Annotated in this window: 22 protein-coding genes and 1 pseudogene; 7 read left to right on the top strand and 16 right to left on the bottom strand. The window is 60.4% G+C overall.

Annotated elements, in window-relative coordinates; translation table 11 throughout:
- The first annotated feature begins 14 nt into the window (after positions 1–14).
- Positions 15–719, top strand: a complete 705-nt coding sequence (locus FBZ97_RS09425; protein ID WP_145318745.1) for a response regulator — start codon at positions 15–17, stop codon at positions 717–719.
- Positions 719–1,732 carry a HAMP domain-containing sensor histidine kinase gene (locus FBZ97_RS09430; RefSeq protein WP_145318748.1) on the top strand — a complete coding sequence of 338 codons (1,014 nt, stop codon included), beginning with the start codon at positions 719–721 and terminating at the stop codon, positions 1,730–1,732. The genes FBZ97_RS09425 and FBZ97_RS09430 overlap by 1 nt, the downstream gene beginning before the upstream one ends.
- A 91-nt stretch (positions 1,733–1,823) precedes the next feature.
- Here the strand turns inward: FBZ97_RS09430 and FBZ97_RS09435 are convergent, their stop codons facing one another.
- The 3 genes from FBZ97_RS09435 to FBZ97_RS09445 all read right to left on the bottom strand — a co-directional run bounded on the left by FBZ97_RS09435 (position 1,824) and on the right by FBZ97_RS09445 (position 6,318).
- Positions 1,824–5,219, bottom strand: coding sequence for an acyl-[ACP]--phospholipid O-acyltransferase (locus tag FBZ97_RS09435; RefSeq protein ID WP_145318751.1), 3,396 nt, complete (start codon positions 5,217–5,219; stop codon positions 1,824–1,826).
- Positions 5,220–5,309: 90 nt separating this feature from the next.
- A complete protein-coding gene (locus FBZ97_RS09440; RefSeq protein WP_069610368.1) occupies positions 5,310–5,591 on the bottom strand; it encodes a YiaA/YiaB family inner membrane protein in 282 nt (93 codons plus the stop codon).
- 37 nt (positions 5,592–5,628) lie between these two features.
- Complete coding sequence (locus FBZ97_RS09445; protein WP_145318754.1) at positions 5,629–6,318, bottom strand: PspA/IM30 family protein; 690 nt, start codon at positions 6,316–6,318, stop codon at positions 5,629–5,631.
- Positions 6,319–6,430: 112 nt separating this feature from the next.
- Here FBZ97_RS09445 and FBZ97_RS09450 point away from each other — a divergent pair, with 112 nt between their 5' ends.
- Positions 6,431–7,039, top strand: a complete 609-nt coding sequence (locus tag FBZ97_RS09450; RefSeq protein WP_145318757.1) for a TetR-like C-terminal domain-containing protein — start codon at positions 6,431–6,433, stop codon at positions 7,037–7,039.
- Positions 7,040–7,054: 15 nt separating this feature from the next.
- Here the strand turns inward: FBZ97_RS09450 and FBZ97_RS09455 are convergent, their stop codons facing one another.
- From FBZ97_RS09455 to FBZ97_RS09490, 8 genes are all read right to left on the bottom strand, one after another.
- Entirely contained in the window at positions 7,055–7,834 is a 780-nt protein-coding gene (locus FBZ97_RS09455; RefSeq protein ID WP_145318760.1) for a polysaccharide deacetylase family protein, read from the bottom strand.
- 307 nt (positions 7,835–8,141) lie between these two features.
- A complete protein-coding gene (gene minE / locus FBZ97_RS09460; protein WP_069610364.1) occupies positions 8,142–8,402 on the bottom strand; it encodes a cell division topological specificity factor MinE in 261 nt (86 codons plus the stop codon).
- Positions 8,399–9,214, bottom strand: a complete 816-nt coding sequence (minD, locus tag FBZ97_RS09465; protein ID WP_095437032.1) for a septum site-determining protein MinD — start codon at positions 9,212–9,214, stop codon at positions 8,399–8,401. Before minD ends, minE begins: the two co-directional genes overlap by 4 nt.
- 29 nt (positions 9,215–9,243) lie before the next feature.
- Positions 9,244–9,975 (bottom strand): septum site-determining protein MinC, encoded by a 732-nt coding sequence (gene minC, locus FBZ97_RS09470; RefSeq protein ID WP_113350581.1) that lies wholly within the window; start codon positions 9,973–9,975, stop codon positions 9,244–9,246.
- A 314-nt stretch (positions 9,976–10,289) separates the two neighbouring features.
- On the bottom strand, positions 10,290–10,706 hold the full coding sequence (locus FBZ97_RS09475) for an organic hydroperoxide resistance protein (RefSeq protein ID WP_145318763.1): 417 nt from the start codon (positions 10,704–10,706) through the stop codon (positions 10,290–10,292).
- Between the two features lie 458 nt (positions 10,707–11,164).
- Positions 11,165–12,487 (bottom strand): HAMP domain-containing sensor histidine kinase, encoded by a 1,323-nt coding sequence (locus FBZ97_RS09480; protein WP_145318766.1) that lies wholly within the window; start codon positions 12,485–12,487, stop codon positions 11,165–11,167.
- Entirely contained in the window at positions 12,484–13,224 is a 741-nt protein-coding gene (locus FBZ97_RS09485) for a response regulator (RefSeq protein ID WP_113329663.1), read from the bottom strand. Before FBZ97_RS09485 ends, FBZ97_RS09480 begins: the two co-directional genes overlap by 4 nt.
- 110 nt (positions 13,225–13,334) lie before the next feature.
- Complete coding sequence (locus FBZ97_RS09490) at positions 13,335–14,387, bottom strand: alpha/beta hydrolase (protein ID WP_145318770.1); 1,053 nt, start codon at positions 14,385–14,387, stop codon at positions 13,335–13,337.
- A gap of 360 nt (positions 14,388–14,747) precedes the next feature.
- On the opposite strand from FBZ97_RS09490, the gene FBZ97_RS09495 reads away from it, so the two are divergent.
- On the top strand, positions 14,748–16,520 hold the full coding sequence (locus FBZ97_RS09495) for a cytochrome c biogenesis protein DipZ (RefSeq protein ID WP_145318773.1): 1,773 nt from the start codon (positions 14,748–14,750) through the stop codon (positions 16,518–16,520).
- 50 nt (positions 16,521–16,570) lie between these two features.
- Positions 16,571–17,329 carry an alpha/beta hydrolase gene (locus FBZ97_RS09500; protein WP_145318776.1) on the top strand — a complete coding sequence of 253 codons (759 nt, stop codon included), beginning with the start codon at positions 16,571–16,573 and terminating at the stop codon, positions 17,327–17,329.
- 49 nt (positions 17,330–17,378) lie between these two features.
- Here FBZ97_RS09500 and FBZ97_RS09505 read toward each other — a convergent pair whose 3' ends face one another.
- Positions 17,379–17,996, bottom strand: a complete 618-nt coding sequence (locus tag FBZ97_RS09505; RefSeq protein ID WP_145318780.1) for a DUF1442 domain-containing protein — start codon at positions 17,994–17,996, stop codon at positions 17,379–17,381.
- Positions 17,997–18,117: 121 nt separating this feature from the next.
- Positions 18,118–19,014: a LysR family transcriptional regulator gene (locus tag FBZ97_RS09510; RefSeq protein ID WP_145318783.1), complete on the bottom strand. Its 897-nt coding sequence runs from the start codon at positions 19,012–19,014 to the stop codon at positions 18,118–18,120.
- A 94-nt stretch (positions 19,015–19,108) separates the two neighbouring features.
- On the opposite strand from FBZ97_RS09510, the gene FBZ97_RS09515 reads away from it, so the two are divergent.
- Both FBZ97_RS09515 and FBZ97_RS09520 read left to right on the top strand, forming a co-directional pair.
- Positions 19,109–20,524 carry an aldehyde dehydrogenase family protein gene (locus FBZ97_RS09515; RefSeq protein WP_145318786.1) on the top strand — a complete coding sequence of 472 codons (1,416 nt, stop codon included), beginning with the start codon at positions 19,109–19,111 and terminating at the stop codon, positions 20,522–20,524.
- Between the two features lie 204 nt (positions 20,525–20,728).
- Complete coding sequence (locus tag FBZ97_RS09520; protein ID WP_069610354.1) at positions 20,729–21,223, top strand: cytochrome b/b6 domain-containing protein; 495 nt, start codon at positions 20,729–20,731, stop codon at positions 21,221–21,223.
- A 20-nt stretch (positions 21,224–21,243) separates the two neighbouring features.
- On the opposite strand, the pseudogene solA reads toward FBZ97_RS09520, so the two are convergent.
- From solA to FBZ97_RS09535, 3 genes and pseudogenes are all read right to left on the bottom strand, one after another.
- Positions 21,244–22,392, bottom strand: a pseudogene (gene solA / locus FBZ97_RS09525) (N-methyl-L-tryptophan oxidase).
- A gap of 1 nt (position 22,393) precedes the next feature.
- Entirely contained in the window at positions 22,394–23,899 is a 1,506-nt protein-coding gene (hutH, locus tag FBZ97_RS09530) for a histidine ammonia-lyase (protein WP_145318789.1), read from the bottom strand.
- Entirely contained in the window at positions 23,896–24,672 is a 777-nt protein-coding gene (locus FBZ97_RS09535; protein ID WP_113389347.1) for an ATP-binding cassette domain-containing protein, read from the bottom strand. Before FBZ97_RS09535 ends, hutH begins: the two co-directional genes overlap by 4 nt.
- Between the last annotated feature and the right edge of the window lies 1 nt (position 24,673).

Here is a 24,673-nt window from a genome sequence, read left to right on the forward strand (position 1 = left end):
AGGACCCTTACAGCATGGCCCAGCGTATCCTCGTCGCCGACGACGAACCGAATATTCGCGACGTGATCTGCTTCGCGCTCGACCGCGCCGGCATGAAGACGACGACCGCGCGCAATGGCACTGAGGCCATGATGGCCTTTCACAAAGGCGGTCTCGATCTCATCGTCCTCGACGTTGGCATGCCCGATATGGATGGACTGGAAGTCTGCCGCCGCATTCGCAAGACATCGAACCTTCCGATCCTCTTCCTGTCGGCGCGCGACGAAGAAATCGACAGGATCCTCGGCCTGGAAATCGGCGGCGACGATTATGTCACCAAACCTTTCAGCCCGCGCGAACTGGTTGCCCGGGTAAAGACTATCCTGAAGCGAACCGGCCATGGCTCTGAGCCGGATGCGGCCAATACCTCCGTGTCCGTGGGATCTCTGCGGCTCAATCGCGGTGGCCGCACCGCCAGTTTTGCCGATGTACCGCTCACCTTGACCGCACTTGAATTCTCGATCCTCGATACGCTGCTGTCGCGCCCCGAGATCGTCTTCAGCCGCGATCAACTGATGGAAGCGGCCTATGGCGCTGACATGCAGGTCGCAGACCGCACCATAGACAGCCATATCCGCAATCTTCGCGCCAAGCTTTCGGCCGCCGGCGGCAAGGGCATCATCGCCACGGTGCACGGCATCGGCTTCAAGCTGACATCACCAACGGAAGGAAGCGTCTGATGCACGCGCCAAGGGTAAAGCCGAAGTGGCGGCCGCCGCTTGCCCTCATCGTCTATGCCGTGCTTCTGACCGTGATGATGCTGCCGCTGCTGACTGTCATCTGGTTTCGCGCTGTACGCGCCGCCTCGGGAGCCATGGCACCGGCGGAGATCGCCACCCTCGCTGCCGTTCTGATCCTCACCCTCATCGTCGCCTATGTGCTCACGCGCACGCTGACTACGCCGATCAATGCCCTGATCGCCCGCACCGAAGAGATCGCCCGCGGCGGACGATCCGCAATCCGGCCGCTCGACATCTACGGCACGCGCGAGGTCGCAGCCCTTTCGCAGAGCTTTCTCGATCTCGCCGGCAAGCTGGTCGATCATTCCGATTATGTGCGCTCCTTTGCCACCCATGTTTCGCACGAACTGAAATCGCCCCTCACCTCGATTAAGGGAGCGGCGGAACTGCTGCGCGACGATGACGACAGCAATCCGATGAGCCCGGAGCAGCGCAACCGCTTTCTCGGAAATATCATTGCCGACACCGAGCGGCTGGACAGGCTATTGTCCCGCCTGCGAGAGCTGGCGAAAGCCGAGCTTCCGTCCGAGCAAGGTTCAAGCAGCCTTCGCGACGTTATAACCGAGCTAAAGATGCAATTTCGTCAATTGGCCATTAGCGACGAAGGCAGCGTCGTCAAGATGCTGCCGCTGCCAGTCGAGGCCGCCGGTATTGTCTTCGCCAATCTGGCGGAAAATGCCTCCCAGAACGGCGCCACAAGCCTTACAATCAAGGCAAGCGACGAAGGGCGGAGAATGACGATCCAGGTGCGCGATAATGGTCGCGGCATTGCCGATGGCAATCGGGATCGCGTCTTCGAGCCCTTCTTCTCGACGCGGCGGGACGATGGCGGCACGGGCAGGGGCCTCGGCATTGTGAGAGCGATGCTCGCCTCGCATGGCGGTAGCGTCGAGTTGTTGGATAGCGGCAAGGATGGCACGACGTTTCAGATCATCCTGCCAATTGCCGCCTGAAACGAAAGTGATGCACTCCGCCATGAACTGGCAGCAAAAAGCGGCCGATGGCAGAAACCATCGACCGCTCCACTGCTTCAGGATCCGGAGCTTACGCCGCCTGTGACTGCGCTTGAGCTTCCAAAGCCATGGCGCGTGCCGTGACGAAATCGACCTTGCCGGAGCCGAGAACCGGCACCTTGCCGACGGTCACTTCGGCGGGGACCATCATTTCCGTGGCGCCCTTCGATTTGGCGAATGCTAGGAAATCGCTTCGCGTCGCATCCGGCGCATCGGTCAGCAGCACGAGACGCTCGCCCTTCTTGACGTCGGGCACCGCCGAGACGACGCTGAGAGCACCCGGCCAGAGCTGTGCGGCAAGCGTTTCCACCGCGGCAAGCGAGATCATTTCGCCGCCGATCTTGGCGAAGCGCTTGGCGCGGCCGCGGATCTTGACGAAGCCGTCCTCATCGATCGTAACGATGTCGCCGGTATCGTGCCAGCCCTCAGGCAGCGGCTCGAGGACGCCGGGATTGTCGGCGCGCAGGTAGCCGGCCATGACGTTGGCGCCGCGGATCAGAAGACGGCCGCCCTCGTCGATGCCGGGTACCGGCTCGAGCTTCCATTCTATCCCCGGCATGATCTTGCCGACCGTTCCGGTGCGGTTGTACATCGGCGTGTTCAGCGATATGACCGGCGCGGCTTCGGTGACGCCATAGCCTTCCAGGATGCGCAGGCCGAACTTCTCCATGTAGACCTCGCGGGTCGATGCCTTCACAGGCTCGGCACCCGAGAAGATGTAGCGGATCGACCGCAAATCGTAAGGATGAGCTGTGCGGGCATAGCCGTTCAGGAACGTATCCGTGCCGAAGACGATAGTAGCGTTCGACACATAGATCAGCTCCGGCACGATGCGGTAGTGCAGTGGCGACGGATAGAAGAACACCGGCACGCCCGAGACCAGCGGCAGGATCGTGCCCGCCGTCAGGCCGAAGGAGTGGAACATCGGCAGGACATTGAACACCTTGTCGCCAGGGTGGAAGTCGATGCGCGAGGCGGCCTGGGCGGCATTCGAGAGAACATTGCGGTGCGTCAGCACCACGCCCTTCGGTGCCCCTTCCGAACCGGAGGTAAAGAGAATGACGGCCGGATCATCGGCGCTGCGCTTGACCTGTGGCCGATATTTGCGCATGAGGCCGACGATCTTGTCGAAAGCGGTGATCTGCGTGCGCAGCTCGTCCAGCCAGACGAAGGTCACCTGCTTTTCGAGCTCCTCGACCACAGGACCGAGCTTTGCCTGCGTGATGAAGGCACGCGAACAGAGCACATGCTTGACCTCAGCCGTCCGACAGGCGGACAAGATGTTGGCCGCACCGGCCGTAAAGTTCAGCATGGCCGGAACCTTGCCCGCCGACATAACGCCGAGCACGGTCGCGGCCGTACCGTTGGCATTCGGCAGCATGACGCCGAGCGTCTTCTCGTTCGGGAACATCTTCCTGAACTTCGCACCCAGCACCGCAGCACCTGTCAGCAGCTTGGCATAGGAGAGCTTGCCGGCGATCGGGTCTTCGACAGCGAGTTTCTTGCCGCCATATTCATGGGCGCTGTCGATGACGCGTCCAAGGACGGTATTATTGGTGTCGGCGGTGCGGAACATCAGCGTCGACATGATCTGGTAGAGAGCGGCGCCCGCGGCGATACGGCGCTTCCTGCCCTTGAGTTCTGCGGATACGTCGAGCTTGACCGGCTCTAGGATCGTCACTTTGACCTTGGGGAAGAGGCGACGGCGAACATGGCTCGAGGTCAGATAGGAGGCATAGCTCTTTTCCAAACCATCGATGCGAACGGGCACGATCATGGCGCCGGTCTTGTCGGCCACCATGGCGGCACCGTCATAGACCTTCATCAGCGTGCCGGTGACGGTCAGGCGTCCCTCGGGGAAGATGCCGACCGGGCTGCCGTCCTGGATGACCTTGATCAGCGAGCGCGTCGCCATCGGCTTGGTCGGGTCGAGCGGCAGGAACTTGCACATCTTCAAAAGCGGCCGTACCCACCATTTCCTCGCGAAGGCATAGTCGATGGCAAAGACCGGCTCTTCCTCGGTGATGGCGAGCGCGAGAGCACCGTCGAGCAGGCTTACATGGTTGAGCGCGATGATCGGTGCGGGGCCGGCCTTGCGGATGTTCTCAAGGCCCTCGACCTCCAGCCGCATGAAGGCGCGGAAGATGATGGAGATGAGATCACGGAAGGCATTGGTTGGCAGCATTTTCAGCATGAGCCAGGCGATCGCCACGTTGAGCACGGAGATGCTGAGGATGATCATCGGGATCGACAGGCCTGCGGCCTGAAGCACCGCCACAAGCGCCAGGCCGACGGCAATGAAGAGAGCGGAAAGCACATTCGACGCGCCGATGACGCGAGCGCGGCGATCCTCATTGGCCCAGCTCTGCATGGCCGAAAACGTCGGGACGGCCAGGAAGGCGCCGCCGATCGCCATGCCGGCGAGATCGATGGCGACGCGGATGGTCTTCGGTCCGGCGAAGAAGGCAAGAATGGTTTCAGCATGGCTGGCCGACTGCAGACCCCACAGGTTCCAGCCGAGATCGAGGCCGAAGAGCGCGACGATCAGCATGCCGATCGGCGCCGGCAAGAGCACGATGCGGCCGGCCGCCATCCATCCGGCAATGGCCGAGCCGATGGCAACCGATATGGCGAAGATCGCTAGATAGGCGGGAACGACGATTTCCGAGCCGCCGAGAATATCGGTGACCATGACCGGCAGCATCGACATGATGAAGGCGCCGACGAACCAGAACCAGCAGTTCATGAGCGAAGCGCGCCAAATGCGGCTATCAGCGCGAAGCTCGTTGACCAGCCGGTAGCTCGAGCGCACGACATTGGTGTCGACGATGAGATCGGGTGCCTTGGAACCGGTCGCAGGTATCAGACGGGCGGCGAACCAGCAGAGGATGGAAAGCCCCATCATCATCGGCCCGAAGATCCAGACATTTTCGCCCTCGCGGAAGGCGACCGCCGCAACCATCGTGCCGGTCAAGATGGCAATGAAAGTACCACCCTCGATCCAGGCATTCGCCTTTGGAAGATCCCGGCTTTGCAGATGGTCCGGCAGGATGCCGTATTTGATCGGTCCGAAGAGCGAGGAGATGACGCCGAAGCCGAAGAGGGCAAGCATCAGGATCCAGATGGAGGAGAAGGCGATGCCGACAACGGAGATCGCCGCGACACCGAGCTCGCAGCGCTTCAAAAGCTCTGCCATCTTGGCCTTGTCGTATTTGTCGGCAAGCTCGCCCGCGATCGCCGACAGGAGCAGGAACGGCACGATGAAGATGCCGCCGGCAAGTGTGACTAGCGCCGCACCCTCCGTCGCCATCTGCGCGAGAATGACGAAAACCAGGGTCTGCTTTAAGAAATTATCATTGAAGGCGGTCAGGAATTGCGTCCAGAACAGCGGCGCGAACTTCCTCGATCTCATCAGGTGCGTTTGCATGGCGTATCCCTCATTCGGCCAACAGGACGCCATAGAGTTGTTACGCAAAGGTTGAGCGCGGATACAACTCTACGGCGTCGTTAATAAAGACTAGTCCTGACCGTCACGATTGAACTTAACCAGAAGCTTTTCCGTACGGGCATCTTCTACCTTGCGGATCAGTTTGTCAGCCTCGCTATTGTCTCGGATCGTCTTAGTGACGTTGACCGCCGTCTGCACCAGCATCAGGATGCCCATGGCGAGATAGCCTTTGCCCCAGAGATCGATTGGCATCATGTAAAGGCCGATGAGGAGCATGAAAGCCGCGGCGGCAAAAGAGATGTAGGAGAAGCTGACCCAAGCCTGGGAATGTTTCTGAAAGCTGTCATTCATGATTGTATCCTCTCAAATGTGTTCGTTGTGTTCGGTTTCAGGCTGCTGAATTCATGCGCTCACGCAGGCGGGTAAGCACGTCGTCGGCCGAAGGACCGAGCGGTGCGCCGCAGCCGGCATTCGCGAGTTTTTCGATGATATGTGCCTGCCGGCTCGCGGCATCCATCTCCTTCATGGCCGAGGCTGCGATCTCGCAGCGGCTCTGATAGGCCTGAAGACGGGCAAGCGTCTCCTCGGCGTCATCGAGTGTGGCCAGGCCGGAATTGTCGTCGCAGGCGGCATTGAGCTTCTGTGTCTGCTCGGTGGCGCGCGCCAGGCGTTCGCCCCGCTGCAATTCCTGCAGCCGCGCTTCCGATGTGCGAACGGTTGCCTTGAGTTTGCCGATCGTCTGAGTGAATTGCGCCTGTGCCTTCTCGGATGCGTCGCGCTCGGCTTCGAGCTGGGCGATCGCCTCGGCCGCTTCCCGCGCGAGTTCTTCGCTTCCCTTCTGCAGGGCGGCGACGGCGCGTGTTTCCAAGTCCGCAATGCGGCCGATGATGGCTGCGTGCCGGTTCTTTTCCTGCTCATTCTGCGCGATGGCAATCGCCACGGCCCGCCGCGCCGACTGAATGGCGCTGGCCGCCTCGCGGATCTGCTGGGCCAGCAGCGGCACCGCGTTGCGATCAATGAATGCCTGTTCGGCATCGTAGGCCCGACCGCGAATGAGCGTCAGAATTGAATTGAACATTTGTCGTCTCCCGTTTATGAACGATGTTCACAAAACGATGTATGCCAGAATGATGAACATCGTTCAAGAAAAATTTTGAACGATGTTCAAAAAAATCGGATTGGAATTGTCAATGGCGAGAAAAACTCTGGAAAAGCGCGAGGACCTGAAGCTCAGGTTGATCGAGGCAGCACGCAATCGCATTGCAGCCAATGGGATTTCCAACCTGAGGGCGCGCGACGTCACACAGGATGTCGGCTGTGCTCTCGGAGGTCTTTACACTGTCTTTGCTGACCTTGACGATCTGGTCATTCACGTCAATTCGGCAACCCTGAAGGCGCTGGAAGCATCGCTGGCACTGGCCGAAGTCAAGGATCACACACCGACGGACCGGCTGCGCAATCTCGCGCGCGGCTATCTGCGCTTTGCGGTCACCCATCGCAATCTGTGGAAGGCGCTTTTCGATCACCGCCCGCCGGATGACCGCCCGAGCCCCGAATGGCATCTCGAAGAGCATATGTTCCTGATGGGCGTCATTGCCGAGCCGCTCGCGGAGTTGCAGCCGAACATGCCGGAAGCGGCACGCGCCATCCGCGCGAGAACGCTCTTCGGCGCCGTGCATGGCGTCGTCAGCATCAGCCTGGAAGGGCGTTTCGTCGGCCTGCCGATTGAAAGCCTGGAACAGGAGCTCGACGACTTCATCCTGACGGTTGCAGCCGGGGCCGCGGCACGACAAGGCTAGCCGGATTTATGGCTTTCAAGGTTTCGAGGGCGCATAATTCCTGATGTCGCCAAAAGCGTAGCCGCTATCCCTAAGCTTGCGGATCAGCGACTGCAGGTTTTCGCGACCATTGAATTGGTCCTGAAACATCTCGTCATGCATGAGCAGGATCATCTTTCCACGCTGCGTGAAACGGCCATATTGGAAAAGGTGGTCGATCTCGTTGACGAGATGGTCCACCGATTGGACCGGCTTGCCGTCGTCGCGATGCACCCATTCGAAATCCCAGCCATAGAGATAGAAGCCTGCTTCGGCGACGAGCTCGTAATCCAGCCACTCGCGTTCCCATTGGGCAACGTTGATGGATAGATCCTCCCGCGATACGGTCGGAAGCCGGAAGACGTCCCTGCCCGGCAGTCGCGCATTGACGATCGGCGTCAGACCCAGCACCTCATTGGCGTGTAGCATGTCGGCAACCACGGCCTGGGTATTGGAATAGTATCGTCTATAGCGATTATTGGCGTGGCTGTAGCTGTGATTGCCGACGGTCACCAGCGGCATCGCCTTGGCTTCTGCCAGGAGATCGCGCCCGGCTGGGATAGTTTCGACATGCTGGCCGACCATGAACATGGCGGCGGGGACATTTTCCTGACTTAGCACGGAAAGAATGTTCTTCGTTCCAGGCAAAGGGCCGTCATCGAAAGTCAGAAAGATCGTCTTATCGGCCGCGCGAGCAGAGACGGCGCAGGCCGCAACCAAGAGGCCGGTGAGCAGCCATCTGAAGATCGCATTCCATCGATAATTCAACCCGCTCAAGCCAGCCGCCTCCCGCCTCATCGCTGCAAACTGGCATATCGCATGGAACAAGAAAAGCATCAGGAATGCGACAAAAGCAAAGGGCGCTCTACCCATTTCTGGGGAGCGCCCTTGCTTATTGACCCGGACAGCGAACACCGGCTCGACACAGAAATGTCAACGCGGCAGGCCATCGATACAGGTGATGGGCTGCAAATAATCGCGAATCGCACCCTTTGCAAGAGGCGGCTGCGAAAATTTTAGCAATTCTGTCACACGAGAATTCCATGTGACAGAATTCGCACATTTTACAAGCGCTGATCTTTCGTCAGGCAGCCTGCAAGGCCGCATCACGCGGGATCTCGACATCGATCTCCAGCATGGAGACATCCTTGTCGCGATCCATCTTCACCTGCACCTTGTCGCGATCGACCTGCACATGCTTGGCGATGACGGCGAGGATTTCCTCCCTCAGCACGGATACGAGATCCGAGCCTATCGAGGCGCGCTCATGGGCAAGGAGGATCTGCAGACGCTCGCGCGCCATAGGTGCAGATCTCTGCTTGCGGAACAGTCCGAAAATGCTCATGCGGCCCTCCTTGCGAAGATCTTGCCGAAGATACCCCGCTTCTCGCCGGGGATAGTGATCGGCACCTGCTCGCCGGCAAGACGGCGTGCGGCGTCGAAATAGGCAAGCGACGGCGCGCAGCGCGCATCGGCAAGCGTCACCGGCGAGCCGAGGTTGGACGCGCGCAGGACATCAGTGCTTTCCGGGATGATGCCGAGCAGCGGAATGGAGAGGATCTCCAGCACGTCGTCGACCTTCAGCATGTCGCCGCGTTCGGCGCGGCCAGCATCGAAGCGGGTCAGCAGCAGGTGCTTTTCCATGCGCTCGCCGCGCTCCGCCTTCAGCGTCTTGGAATCCAGCAGGCCGATGATCCGGTCGGAATCGCGCACCGAGGAGACTTCCGGGTTGGTGACGACGACGGCGACGTCGGCATGGCGCATGGCAAGCGTGGCGCCACGCTCGATACCGGCCGGGCTATCGCAGATGACCCAATCGAAATAATTCTTGAGCTCGTTGATGACGCGCTCGACACCCTCGGGCGTCAGATTATCTTTGTCGCGGGTCTGCGAAGCCGGCAGGAGGAAGAGCGTCTCCAACCGCTTGTCGCGGATCAGCGCCTGCGGCAGCTTGGCATCGCCGTGGATGACGTTGACAAGGTCGTATACAACGCGGCGTTCCGCGCCCATGACCAGGTCGAGGTTGCGCAGGCCGACGTCGAAATCGACGACGACGACCTTTTCGTTTCTCTGTGCCAGAGCCGCCCCCAATGCGGCCGTCGAAGTCGTCTTTCCAACTCCGCCCTTGCCTGATGTGACGACGATTACCTTGCCCATCTTGCTCTCCTGTTTTGGCCGGCTTCGGCTCAGATTAGTTTTTCGGCCATGATCGTTTCACCATCCAGCCAGAGCTGGACGGCTTGCCCCTTGAGGCCGGGTGATATGTCTTCCGCCATCTTGTAGATGCCATCGATCGCCAGCAGCTCGGCCTCGAGCTTGCGGCAGAAGATTCGCGCCGAGGCATTGCCAATCGAGCCCGCCATGGCGCGGCCGCGCAGGGCGCCGTAAATATGGACCGATCCACCCGCAATGACTTCCGCGCCCGATGCCACCGAACCGATAACGGTGACATCGCCCTCGGGAAAGATCACCGATTGGCCGGAGCGTACCGGCTCGCGGATGATCAGCGACTGCGTAACCGCACGCACTTCCTGAGGCGCAGCCTTGGGCTCGCTGTTGCGGCGTTCGACGACCGGCTCGGCCTCGGAGACTTCGAAATCGGCAGCCGGACGCCCGCCCTTCAGGATCGGAGGCATGCCGGGTCCAGATATCGACGGGCGACCGCCCTCGATGCCCATGATGCTGACATTGCGAGCCGAAAGCTCGGCAATCAGCTCCTTGAGCTGCGCTTTGTCGATCGGCAGATCGGTGATATCGAGCACGACCGGCCGCCCCAGAAAGAAGCCGGCCGAACGGGCTGCGAGGTCGTCAAGCCTGGTCAACCACTGATCCAGCGGAAGATCCGGCGAAAGCATGACCGCAAGAAAAGAGCGGCCCTTGATACGGATCGAACGAGCGTCTGTTAGCACTTTGGTCATCTATGTGAATAAATCGTTGATCCTGTGTACCGTTGATATGGTTAACAAATGGTTAATTCGGGGCTCGATTGGGGCCCGAACCGCCCCACAAAACGGCGAGGCTCGCAAGCGCCGAAGGCTCGTTGGAGCTGGGGTCGTAGACGCAGGGAGCGGCAAAAATCGCAGCTCCTGCAAGGAGAAGAATGATTGCTCGCATGAGATCCTCCAGAGGGAAAAGCAGGCGCCGGCCTGCTTGATAGTCAATGCAGAAAAATTAACGATTCGGCGCGCCGCACCTTCCGGAACGACGCGCAATATCGACGCTTGAGCGATTCTCAGGCGAGCTTCAGCTCGACATTGATGTTGCCGCGAGTCGCCTTCGAATAGGGGCAGGTCTGGTGAGCTTCCTCGACCAGCGTACGGGCAAGCTCTGGCTCGATGCCGGGCATGCTGATGGTCAGGCGCGCCTGCAGGAAGTAAGCACCATCCGTGGTACCCAGATCCACTTCGGCATCGACGGCGAGATCGGCAGGAAGCTTGATCTTGCGCTTGCCAGCGGCCAGGCCCATTGCGCCGATAAAGCAGGCCGACCAGCCGACGGCGAAGAGCTGCTCGGGATTGGTGCCGGCATGGGCGCTGCCGGGAGGCGAAAGCTTGACATCCAGCTGGTTGTCATCGCTCCGCGCGAAGCCGTCGCGGCCACCGATGGTGTGGGTCTTGCCGGTGTAGAGAACCTTGTCGATCTTGGTCATGGAACACTCCTTTGTTGCGCTGCCCGCTCTGTTATGTCGTGGGAGCAACGTCTGTTGACGGAGTTGTTTTTGATGGATCGACGTATCCGGCATGTTTCCGGAATCGCCGGAAGTGTTACAAAACGTAGGCCTTAACACGCCGGATACAAATGCTTACAAAGATCCTGAAAATAATAAATGGACCAGATAACGGGAACAGCGAAGTCGGAGACACGCTTGGGGTATAACGAAACCAGACAACATTTCGAGACACGCGATCTGGACGGGGACGCAGAGAAGATTCGGATGGAGGCATATAAAGTTGTTTCCAAAGAGGATGCCAAACGACGATCCAGGGAACGACTCCTGTCTTGGTTGGCGCTAGCTATTATGCTCCTACTACTAGCGTGGCTCTTTGGTTGGATTTAGCCGCCATCCGGACGAACAGACGACCAGTTATCTAAATCCTTTCCGCGCGATCAGGAAATGACGACTTCGGCGGCCAGGCCGCCGCCCTCCCGGTTATAGAGTCTGACGGAGCCACCGAGCGTCTGGGCTAGCTGCTGGGCAATCGCCAACCCGAGCCCCGTACCGCCCGTGTTGCGGTTGCGCGATTGCTCCAGCCGGAAGAAGGGCTGCATGGCCGCCTCTATCTGGTCCTGCGGAATGCCGGGACCGCGATCCAGAACAGTGATCGCAATCTGGCCCGTATCCCGCCGCTCCACGGCGATTTCCGCCGCACCGGCAAACTTCAGGGCATTGTCGATGAAGTTGGTGAGGATGCGGCGGAGCGCATGCGGCTTCGTCGTCGCCGTGCCCTGGATCAGGCCAAGAATCTCGACGGACTTGCCGGTGTCCTGATAGTCGTAGCTGATGCTTTCGATGAAGGAGGCAAGATCGATGCGTGCGCTCTTCTCGCCATTACCATGGGCGCTGCGTGCATAGGCGATCCCGTCCTGCACCAGACGCTCGATCTCGCCGAGATCCTGCAAGAGCTTAGTTTTCTCGGGCGAATCGTCGGCAATGTCGGCGCGCAGGCGCATGCGGGTGATCGGCGTCTGCAGATCGTGCGAGATCGCCGCCAGGATCTGCACGCGCTCTTCGAGATAATGCGCGATTCGATCCCGCATGGCATTGAAGGCCCTGGCGGCATGCGCCACTTCGCTCGGCCCCCTATCGCTCAAGGCCGGACTCTTGTTGTTCGGATCGAGCGCATCGGCCGCAGCAGCAAGCTCGGCGAGCGGACGTGTCGCTTGGCGGACGGCAAACCAGGTACAAAGCACGATCAGCAGCATCTGTACAACGAAGACATAGGGCAGCCAGGCCGCGATCGGCATGACGCCCTTGGGCGTAACATCGATCGTCAGCGGACTGCCATCGCTCAAATTGAGATGTGCCTGCAGCCGCGAGATCGGGCCTGGTATCGATTCCATGCGAATGGGAAAGCGATGGCCAACCGCCTCTTCTATCTTGGCGGCGATCTCCGCGCCATGCGCAGAGGTATCGGGCACACCAGGCAGGCCCGTCCCCAGCTCGAAATTGTAATTGCCGCGGCTGAGCCAATCGACGAAATTCGCCCTCTCATCGGCCGGCAGGCGATCAAGAACCGCGATCGAGGTCGCAACGTCGTTCTCCAGCGTGCCGAGCATGACCGCCTTTGCCGACATATAGCGCTCGATATAAAGCACGCTGAAAGACAGGCCGTAAGCAATTGCGAGACCAGCCAGCAGGATCAGCGAAATGCGAGCACGCAGGGTGCTCGGCCACCATGGCCGGTGACCCGGAAGGTCGATCACCGTCATGGGCGAAGCTCCGCAATTTCCACCGGCACGGAGAAAACATAGCCTTCGCTGCGCACCGTCTTGATATACATCGGCTCCCGCGCGTCATCCCCCAGCCGCTGACGAAGACGACTGACGAGCAGGTCAATGGAGCGATCGAAGAGATCGGCGTCGCGGCCCTGGGTGAGGTTCAGAAGCTGGTCGCGATTGAGCACTCGCTGCGGATGATCGATAAAGACGCGCAGCAGGCGGTATTCCGCACCGCTAAGCGTGATCTCCGTGCCGTCCTTATCGAGCAGATGACGGCCGACCGTATCCAGCCGCCAGTCTCCGAAGACCAACAATTGACCGGCTTCGCTGATCTGCAAATTGGGCGGCAGCATGCGGGTGCGCCGAAGAACCGCCTTGATGCGGGCAAGCAGCTCGCGGGCGGCAAACGGCTTTGCCAGATAATCGTCTGCGCCCATTTCCAGGCCAAGGATCCGGTCCATCTCGTCGCTGCGCGCCGTCAGCATCAGAATGGGCGTCGCCTTGTGCTTTCCGGCGCGAAGCTCGCGACAGAGCACGAGGCCGTCATCACCAGGCATCATCACGTCGAGCACGATCAGATCGACCGAATTGGCCTCGAGGAAACTGCGCATCTGCCGGCCATCGGCGGCCGTTGTCGCCCGCAGACCGTTCTTTTTCAGATAGCTCGACACCAGTTCGCGGATTTCCCGATCGTCATCCACGATCAGGATATGGTCGATATGATCCATTTCGATTTCCCACTCATCATCGTAAGCATCGAGCTACGAACATTCCCTCATAGCACCAACGACAGGAGGCGCCAGCTTACGCCGGCACCCTCCCACACGCTACCGCTGAACTAGAAACGATCAACATCTATTACAGCCTGGGCGAAAGCCTGCGGCGCTTCCTGCGGCAGATTGTGGCCGATGCCGCCAGTGATGGTGCGATGCTCGTACTTGCCCGAGAACTTGCCGCGATAGGCCGCAGGCTCCGGATGCGGCGCGCCGTTGGCGTCACCTTCCATGGTGATGGTCGGGATTGAAATCACCGGGCCGGCGGCGAGCTTCTTTTCATAGGCATCGAACTCCGCTTCGCCTTCGACCAGACCGAGGCGCCAGCGGTAGTTATGGATGACGATATCGACATGGTCGGGGTTGTCGAATGCTGCGGCCGAGCGATCGAAAGTGGCATCGTCAAAAGCCCATTGCGGCGAGGCGGTGTGCCAGATCAGCTTTGCGAAATCGTGCCGGTTTTCCTGGTAACCAAGTCGCCCGCGCTCAGTGGCGAAATAGAATTGATACCACCAGGCAAGCTCCGCCTTCGGCGGCAGCGGTTTGCGGTTGACTTCCTGGCTGCCGATGAGATAGCCGCTGACGGAGACCAGCGCCTTACAACGCTCAGGCCAGAGAGCCGCCATGATGTCAGCGGTGCGGCCACCCCAATCATAGCCGGCAACGACAACCTTTTCGATCTTCAGCGCGTCGAGCAGCGCAATCATGTCGACGGCAAGGGCTGCCTGCTGACCATTGCGCGGCGTGTCCTTCGAAAGGAAGCGGGTGGTCCCGTAGCCGCGAAGATAGGGGATGATGACCCGGTAGCCGGCACCGGCCAAGAGCGGCGCGACATCGACGAAGCTGTAGATGTCATAGGGCCAGCCGTGCAGCAGCAGCACGACCGGGCCATCGGCCGGGCCGGCTTCCGCATAACCGACATTGAGCACGCCGGCATTGATCTGCTTCAGCGCGCCGAAGGACGTGTGAGTGCCGGCCTTGATCGCCGGCAGGGTCGATGCGGAAGCCTTTGTTTCTTGTGCGCCGGCAATGGCAGGCAGGCCGAATTCGGCGGCGGCGACGGTGATGGCGGCCATGCCGAAAAAGCGGCGGCGGGTGTGGTTGATTTCCTCGGACATCTCTATCTCCTGTCGATTGGATCGTGAGCATAAGAAAGCCAGCCGCATGTATCGCCGATGTGTCGCAGCCAGCGGCGTTTTGAATGCCTTTGTAGCTTCCGGCGGCACAGATACAGTGTGATACAATCCACTACGCCTGACCCGCAAACATTCGATAGGCGCCGAGACCCCTGTCCAAATCGGCTCGCGACAATCAATTTGTATCGCAATGTATCGCAGCCCGAGACGTCGACGTTTCGGTACATTCGGCCATCCAATCAGACACATTTGAGATACGTCGCCACCGGCAGATAGCGTCACTGCTGCACACGGCACCTGGCCGTTCGCAGCCGCTCAATCGCTTCTAAAGGAACAAGAACGATGACGCTTCTTATCATAGCTTATCTCGGAGGAGCGCTGACGATTCTCAGTCCGTGCATCCTGCCCATCCTCCCCTTCGTCTTTGCCCGTGCAGGACAGCCCTTCGTCCGCAGCACGCTTCCCATGCTTGCGGGCATGGCGCTCACCTTTGCTGTCGTCGCGACGCTGGCTGCTGTCGGCGGTGCCTGGGCGATCCGCGCCAATGAATATGGACGCCTCGCGGCGATCGTTCTGCTCGGCCTCTTTGGCCTGAGCTTGATTTCACCGCGCATCGCCAGCGCCCTCTCCCGACCGGCCGTCGATCTCGGCAACAACCTGCTGAACGCCGCCGGGGCCAATCGGGCAACAGCGAGCGTCAGAAGCTCCTTCGTGCTTGGCATCGCAACCGGCCTGCTTTGGGCACCTTGCGCCGGCCCGATCCTCGGACTGGTCCTGACTGGTGCGGCTTTGAAGGGCGCCAATCTGCAGACGACATTCCTGCTGCTTGCCTATGGTGCCGGTGCCGCGACCTCGCTCGCCGTTGCTCTCTTTGCCGGCGGCAAGATCTTTGCCCGCATGAAGCAGTCCCTCGGTATCAGCGAGCGCATCCGCCAGTTTGCCGGTGCTGCCGTTCTCGCCGGCGTTGCTGCGGTCGCCCTTGGCCTTGATACCGGTCTGCTCGCCCGCCTCTCCTACACCAGCACCGGTTCCTTCGAGCAGAGCTTGCTGGAGAAGCTGCACCCCAAGACCTCAGCCCCGGAAACCGAGGTTGCCAGCAACAGCGCCGTCAAGGTTGCGACAGACGCGGTGCGTCCGTTCCACAGCGATCTGCCCGTCGAAGGCCCCGCTCCGTCGCTCGATGGTGCGGTCACCTGGCTGAACTCGCAGCCACTGACGACGGCCGAGCTTCGCGGCAAGGTCGTCCTCATCGATTTCTGGACCTATTCCTGCATCAACTGCATCCGCACTATTCCCTATGTTCGTGCCTGGGCGGAAAAGTATAAGGATCAGGGCCTCGTCGTCATCGGCGTCCATGCTCCGGAATTCGCCTTCGAGAAGAATGTCGACAACGTCAAGAAGGCGATCGCCGACTTCAAGATCAGCTATCCCGTTGCGATCGACAACGACTACCGCATCTGGCGTGCCTTTGAGAACAATTACTGGCCTGCCCATTATCTGATCGATGCCAAGGGGCAGATCCGCTACCAGCATTTCGGCGAAGGCAATTATCGCCAGACGGAACAGGCAATCCAGGACCTCCTGCGCGAAGCAGGCAGCGACATGGCCCAGAGCGCCCCTGTGGTTCCGAATGCAAAGGGTGCGGAAGTAAGCCCGGACCTCAGCCATATCCGCTCCGGCGAAACCTATATCGGCTATAGCCAGGCGACGGGCTTCGTCTCCCCCGAAGGACTGAAGGCAGATATGGCCGCCGACTATTCCATTGCCAATCCCGGCCTCAATCAATGGGGTCTGACGGGCACCTGGACAGTCGGCCCGGAGCAGGCATCGCTCGATAAGGCAGGCGGCGGCATCAGTTACCGCTTCAGCGCCCGCGACCTGCACCTTGTCCTTGGCCCCTCGGCAGATGGAAAGCCGATCCGCTTCCAAGTGACCGTGGACGGAAAGGCGCCGGGTATGGACCATGGCTCCGATATCGACCCCAACGGCAACGGCACAGTGACGGCCACCAAGCTCTATCAGCTCGTCCGCCAGTCCGGCGACATCACCGCCCGCAACTTCGAAATCCGTTTCCTCGATCCCGGGGTGCAGGCCTACGCCTTCACCTTCGGCTGAAATTCCCCTTCACCCCCAAGCATGAAGCTCAACTGACAGGAGTTATACCCATGAAGACTCGTTTTCTCTCCATCATCGCTCTCGGCCTTGCCGCAAGCACCTTTGCCTTTGCTGCGCAGGCAGCCGAGATCAAGAACATCGTTATCGTCCACGGCGCCCTTGCCGACGGTTCGGGATGGCGCAAGACCGCCGAGATCCTTGAAAAGGACGGCTTCAAGGTCACGGTCGTGCAGGAACCCATCACCTCACTCGCCGACGATGTTGCCGCCACCAATCGCGTGCTCGACCTTCAGAACGGGCCGAGCCTGCTCGTCGGCCACAGCTATGGCGGCATGGTTATCACCGAAGCGGGCAATCGCCCTGATGTTGCCGGTCTCGTCTATGTCGCAGCGTTCCAGCCCGACAAGGGCGAGAGCCTGATCAGCCTTGCAAGCTCGAAGCCGGCAGGTAGCATGAACATCCGCGAAACCAAGGACGGCCAGTATCTTTATCTCGATCCGGCGACTTTCGCTGCTGACTTTGCCGCCGACCTGCCGAAGGATGAAGCCAATTTTCTGGCGAAGTCACAGGTTTTCGCGTCGAAGGCCGCCTTCACCGCCAAAGTCGGCGATCCCGCCTGGAGGGCGAAGAAGAGCTGGGCGGTCGTCGCGACCAACGACCGCTCCATCAACCCCGAGCTTGAGCGCGACATGGCAAAGCGCGCCGGCAGCAACGTGACCGAAATCAAGGCGAGCCATGCCGTCTTCGCCTCGCAGCCGGAAAAGGTCGCCGCCGTCATCGAAAAGGCAGCCAAGGACGCCGGCAAGTAAACTCAAGCAGGCGGCGGCTCAGGAATGAGCCGCCGCCTGCCTCCAGTCCTTATACAGGATCGTAGCGGCTAACTTCGATCCCGGAACCGACGGGTAACAGAACAGAGGTAATGCCAGGTTTGGCGCGAACGGCTTCGCCATAGCGTTTCACATCCTCATTGCCGGGCATGAACATATTGTCGGCCACGATGATCGCGCCGGCATTGAGCTTCGGATAGAAGGCCTCAAGGCATGGGATGTAGAGATCCTTCCACAGGTCAACGAGCACGAAATCGACGCCGGACGACAGCGCCTTGATCATCTCCACCGCATCGCCGATCTGGAAATCGATATGCGCCGATAACCCTGCCTTTTCAGCCATCTCCCTGGCAAACTCGGTCTTGTAGGCGTGCAACTCCATGGAAATAAGCTTGCCGCCGCTGGCGCGCGCTGCCTCGGCAAGCCAGACACCTGAATAGCCGAAGGATGTGCCAAGCTCCAGAATGGTGGGCGCCTTCAGGCTCTTCGCCAGAATGTTGATGAAGCGACCCGTCTCCGGTCCGACCGCCCTCAACCGACGATCCTGACCACCGTCACGCCCGCCCGGCGGCATTTCCCTCGGCTTGCTATGCTCTTCGCGAATTAGCTCATGATAGGCTTCGAGAACGGCTTCGATCTTCTGGTCCATGACACGCTCACCTTCCAAGCAATCATCTCGACGATATCTCAGGCGATATGGCTACATCTCGATATGGCGCCACTCAAGCGCTATGGAGATTCATGTCTGAAACTTAATCTTTCACCGACGTTCAGCGGGACGCATTGTGCTCGCGGATCAGCTCGATCAAGGCCCGCAATCGGGCCGGCATCTGGCGGCGCTGGGCAAAATACAGGCTGAGCCCCGGATAGGGTGGGCTCCAATCCTCCAGCACCGCGATCAGATTGCCCGCCGCTATGTGCCCGGCAACGGAGGCTTCGCTGATATAGGCCAGCCCCGCCCCCTCGAGCGCAGCGCTTAACATCAGGTCGGAAGCATCGAGGGTGAGGCTTCCCGGTGCATCGACAAGGATGGACTGGCCGTGCCGCTCGAACTCCCAGCGATAAAGCTTGCCGCTCGCCATGCGAGCACGGATGCAGCGATGTCGCAGGAGATCGCCCGGAACAAGCGGGTATGGCCTGTTGCTGAAATAGGCAGGTGAGCCGACGACCAGCGAGCGCAGCGTCGGAATAATCGGGATTGCGACCATATCGGTCGGAACTGCCTCGGCAATCCGGATGCCGGCGTCAAAGCCCTTGCCGATGACATCGACCAAGGCGTTATCGGTGACAATCTCGATTTCGACATCGGGATAGCGCCGGCCATATTCGAGAATAAGCGGCGTCAGTAGTATGCGCGCTGCGCCGGCCGCCATATTGAGACGAAGCGTGCCTGATATCGTACCGGAAGACAGGCCTGCATTTTCGATAGCCCTGTCGATTGCCACGAGCGCCGGCGCCACTTCCGCCACGAAGCGCTCGCCGGCATCCGATAGCGTGACACTGCGCGTCGTCCTGTTGAAGATTCGCACGGACAGGCGTTCTTCCAGCGCGGCAACCGCATGGCTGAGCGCGGAAGAGGACATGCCGAGTTCGCGCGCAGCCGCGCGAAAGCCGCCATGGCGGGCAACCGCAGCGATCGCTTCAAGCTCCGTCAGACTGGCCTTCATTGCGCGATTTTCCTTATCAGCCTGTACTACTTTGTCCCACTACAGCGAACAGATAGCGCGTCTTACTTCTGTCGTGAAGATGAAGGAGACGCTCATGCGCACGATAGACACGATTTACATTAATGGCAGCTTCGTTCGGCCCCATGGCAAAGAGGAAGCACCTCTTTTCAACCCGGCCACGGAAGAGCAAATCGGCACCGTTCGCCTTGGCGACGAGCAGGATGTCGACAATGCCGTCAGCGCTGCCAAGGCAGCATTTGCGAGCCAGTCGCAAAGCTCGAAGGCCGAGCGCATCGCCATGCTGCACAGCCTGCACGATGAGGTTGCGGCCAGAACCTCAGACCTCACCGACGCCATGCGCGAGGAATATGGCGCGCCGGCATCCTTCATCGGTTTTTCGGTGCCACATGCCGCCACGGCATTCCTCAACATGGCCAAGACACTCGAAACCTATGAATTTCGCCGCCGTATCGGCCATGCGGAAATAGAGATGCGCCCGGCCGGTGTTGCAGCCGCGATCACGCCCTGGAACAGCAATTACGGCTTCATCTGCAACAAGCTGGCCACAGCCATCGCTGCAGGCGCGACCATGGTCATCAAGCCCTCCGAGATGAGCGCGATCCAGACGCAACTCCTCACCGAGTGCCTGCATGCGGCCGGCCTGCCGAATGGGATTTTCAACATCGTCAACGGCTACGGCCATGTGGTAGGCGCCGCTCTCAGCAGCCACCACGACATCGCAAAGATCAGCTTCACCGGCTCGACGGTGACGGGACGGGCGATCCTTCAGGCGGCGTCGGCGACTTTTAAGCGCGTGACGCTTGAGCTTGGCGGCAAGAGCCCGAACATCATTCTCGACGATGCCGATCTCGATCTTGTCATCCCGCAGGTCTTGGCAGCCGGATTTGCCAATAGCGGCCAGGCCTGCATCGCCGGCACACGCATTCTCGCGCCCGAAGGCCGGTTGGCGGAAATCCACGATCGTCTGGCTCAAGCGGTTGCGACACTCAAGGTGGGCGATGCAAGCGATCCCGCCGTCAGGATCGGCCCCATGGTCAGCCGGAAACAATGGGATCGCGTGCAATCCTATATCCGTCTCGGCCAGGAAGAAGGCGCATGGCTGCTCGCGGGTGGTGAAGGGCGGCCGGAAGGGGTCGATCGCGGCTGGTTCGTTCGTCCAACCATCTTCTCCCGCGTCAATAGCGACATGAGGATCGCTCGCGAAGAGATTTTCGGACCGGTACTCTGCGTCATCCCTTATCGCGATGAGACGCATGCACTCGAGATCGCCAATGACACCGTCTATGGCTTGCAGGCCTACATCTTCTCCGCCGATGTCGACAGGGCAAAGCGGATGGCGGATCGCATCGAAGCGGGCCGCGTCGTCATCAATGGCGCGCCGCATGAACCGACTGCACCCTTCGGCGGCTTCAAGCACTCGGGCATAGGCCGAGAATTCGGCGCCTTCGGCCTGGAATCATTTCTCGAACCGCGCGCGGTGCTCAGCTGATGTGAGGAAGCCCGGAGCCCCGGAAGAGCTTAACAGCCTTCCGGGCACCTCCCTAGCCGGACGCGAAGGCTGGCGCCCTCAGGATACCGCCAGGTATGCGCCAGGATATGAGGATGCCGAACGAAGTACGCTGGAAGGCTCGCATTCAGGTTCTCGTTAGAATCATGTTCTACCTTTAGAACAATTCCAATTTAAGGAGACCCGATGCCTGCCAGATCGACCTACTCTGCTCCGCAACGCATTCTTCATTGGCTCATGGCCATTCTCATCTTTTTCAATCTCCTGTTTCCCGATGGCATGAACGCGTGGCGGCGTCTTGTGCGGCATGGCCAGGTGCCAACACCGGCCGATGTCGCCAGTGCCAACATCCATGCCTATGCCGGTATCGCGATCCTGCTGCTGGCTATCGTGCGCCTTTGCCTGAGATTGGTGTCCGATGTCCCAGCATTGCCCGACAATCAGCCCGCATTTCTACATTACATCGCAAACATCACGCATTTCCTGCTCTACGCACTGATCTTCGCAATGCCCCTATCGGGAATGGCAGCCTACTATTTCGGTATCGATACAGCCGCCTTCGTCCATGGCGGCCCGATCAAGACGCTGCTTTGGATCGCCGTCGTACTGCACATATTCGGAGCGTTTGTTCAGCACTTCTATTTCAAATCGGATGTCTTGCGACGTATGACGATCGGCTAGGTCATCTGCGAAATTGGCGGCTAAGCGGGTTGGCCGCCAAAGTGCTTTTCGAAGGAGAACAGAGCAGTCGGCAGCGCGCTGCCGCCTTGGAGCGCCAGATCGGCGAGAATCTCGCCGACCACGCTCGTAAACTTGAAGCCGTGGCCGGAACAGGCTGACGAGACCACCACATTCGGCTGTCCAGGCACTTTATCGATGAGAAAATCTTCGCTCGGCAGCATTGTATAGCGGCAGGTCGTCGCCCGCACGCGATATGACGCGGCATTCGGCAAGCGCTTGCGGGCGAAGCTGTCGAGCAGATCGGTGTCGGCGTCATTGACCGGCGGATTGGGCATGGCGGGATCGATCGGCTCCCTGAAGTGAGCATGGCGGCCGATTTTCACACCATCGATGCCAATGGCCGGAAAGCCGAAATAGGAGCCTTCGGCGCCTTCATCCCGCAGGAAGCAGGGCATGCGCTGCGGCTCAGCAACAAAACCGTCCCTCGGCTGATACCAGGCAACCACCTGGCGGATCGGCTGTGCGTGCGCCTTCAGCTGTGGCACGAGTTCGGCAATCCATGCACCTGTTGCAACGATCACCTTGCGGGCGCGATATCGTCCCGTCGAGGAAACGACCGTCACGCCCGTATCGTCGGGCTCGATCACGACAACGCGCTCGCCGAAATGCAAAACGGCACCATCTTCCGCCGCAAGCTTCAAATAGCCCATGATCGCTGCTTCAGGCCTGACATAGCCGCCCTGCGGATCGAGCACGCCGACCTCCCCTTCTTCCAGCGCAAAAGGCGGAAAGCGCCGCTTCATGGCATCGCGATCGAGTATCTCGTGCGGCAATCCATGCATGTCACAGGAGGCGCGCGTGCCGCTGACGATCTTGCTGTCGGGCGTGCCAATCTGCAGAACACCCGTGACGGTCAGGATTTCGGCCCGCAGCCGCGCCTCCAGCGAGCGCCAGTTTTGATAGGCACGCTTCAGCAGCGGAACATGGGACGGATCTTCGAACTAGCCGAGGCGGATCAGGCGGCTGTCGCCATGCGAGGAGCTGAGCGCATGGGCGGGGAAATGTGCCTCGATCCCGATCGCCTTTGCACCGCGCGCTGCGGCGAAAGACAAGGCTGCACTTCCCATTGCGCCGAGGCCAATGACGGCAATGTCGAATTCCGCAGTCATTTCATGCTCCAGTTTCATCTTCCGCAGGTGGCGCGATCTTGGCGATCATGGCCCGCAAGGCTTCCATATCCGCATTCAACGGACGGTCATCGCCATAGATGGGCACGCAGGAACGGGCGGCCGCGTAGATACGCTCAGTTCCTGGCGCCCGCGTCCCGTGCGAGGTAAGAAAATCATGCGCCTGGGCCGCCGCCATCAGTTCGATCGCCAGGATGTATTCCGCGTTATCGAGGATCGCGAGCAGCTTGTTGGCCGCCGCTGTCGGATGGGCCAGAAAATCCTCCTGCAGGCCGGAGGTCAGTCCGCCGTCAAGCGATGCGGGCGCGGCGAGACGCCGGTTGTCGTTGCTCAGCGCGGCAGCCGTGTATTGCGCGATCATGAAGCCGGAATGGCTGCCGGCGTCGCTCGCAAGGAACGGCGGCAGGCCGCTGACCAGGGGATTGACGAGACGATCCGTCCGCCGCTCGCTCATCGCGGCAATTTGGGCGATCGCGATCGCCAGACTATCAGCCGCCTGGCCGAGGGCGGGGGCAACGGCATGGGCTTCGGACGAGACGATCGGCTCCTCCGGCGTACCCGAAACGGCCGGATTATCGGTGACCGAAGCCAGTTCCTGATCGACAATGCGCGCCGTCTGCTCGAAGACATCCCAGGCTGCGCCATGGGCATGAGGTACCGATCTCAGACTCAGAGCATCCTGCGTCCGCCGCCCAAGGGCAGCAGCGACAAGGCCGCTGCCATTCAAGCGGCTGCGAAGCCTGCGCCCGACCTTGGCGATCCCGGCCGATGGACGCAGCGCAAGCACATTTCCCTCGAAAGCTGCCATCTGGCAGCCTACGGCTTCCAAGGTCAGCGCGGCGATGGCATCGGCCCAATCGAGCAGGCGTTCGGCACGCGAGACTGCAAGCGCCGACAATCCCGTGGCGCATGCCGTGCCGTTGACGAGGCTCAAACCCTCCTTGGCACCCAGTACCAGGGGAGGCAGACCGATCGCTGCGAGCGCCTCTGCACCACTCATCAGCTTGCCCTTCACGACAGCTCTGCCCTCGCCGATCAGAACGAGAGCGATGTGGGCATTGTGTGTGAGATAGCCGGCAGAGCCTTTGGACGGGACTTCCGGAATGCAGTCATATCCGAGAAACGCAGCCAGATGCGTGACGATCTCGGGCCGCACACCGGAATAGCCATGGGCGAAATTGGCGATCTGCGCCGCAATGATCGAGCGCACCTCGCGCGCCGGCAGAAGCGGACCGACACCGCAGGCATGGCTCAAGATGATGTTGCGCGAGAGCCGGCTCTGGGAATCGCGATCGACCACCGTATCGGAGAGCGCGCCGACGCCGGTGTTGACGCCATAGGCGCGCACGCCCGTTTCGACGATACGCTCGACGATGCGGTTTGCCTGCTCAACGCGCTTCCAGGCTTTGTCGGAGAGGGTCAGCGGCTCACCGCCGCCAACACGAACGACGTCGCGCCAGGATAGCGACTTATCGATGGTGACGGTCATTGCCCATTTCCGAAATGGCCGATGAATTGACGGAAGGCCGGTGAGGCGCCGCCGCCGAACATCTCGTCCGGCGTGCCGGTGCTTTCGACGAGGCCTTCCTTCATGAAGACGACGCGGTTGGAGACGTTGCGGGCAAAGCTCATCTCGTGGGTGACGACCAGCATCGTCGTGCCTTCTTCGGCAAGCGAACGCATGACGCGCAGCACTTCGCCGACAAGCTCGGGATCGAGCGCCGAAGTCGGCTCGTCGAACAGCATGAGCTTCGGCTTCATGGCAAGCGCGCGGGCAATCGCCGCACGCTGCTGCTGCCCGCCGGAGAGATGCGCGGGATAGGCGTGGCGCTTGTCGGCAATACCGACCTTTTCCAGCAGCACTTCGGCCTCGGCGATGCATTCTGCGCGGGGACGCTTCAGGACATGAACCGGCCCCTCGATCACATTCTGCAGGATCGTCATATGGGACCAGAGATTGAAACTCTGGAAGACCATGCCGAGTTCGGAGCGGATATGATCCACCTGCTTATGGCTCGCCGGATAGCTTTTGCCATTCTTGTGGACCATGCGGATCTGTTCGCCATCCACCCAGATCTCGCCATCCGTGGCAATTTCGAGGAGGTTGATGCAGCGGAGGAAGGTCGATTTGCCCGAGCCGGAAGCGCCCAGCAGCGAAATCACATCGCCATCCTGCGCATCGAGGGAAATGCCGCGCAAGACCTCGTGAGTACCGAAGCTCTTGCGGATGTTGCGGACGGAAAGTCGGGTGACACCTGGCATG

Source organism: Rhizobium sp. ERR 942 (genome assembly GCF_007828395.1).
Lineage (GTDB): Bacteria > Pseudomonadota > Alphaproteobacteria > Rhizobiales > Rhizobiaceae > Rhizobium > Rhizobium dioscoreae.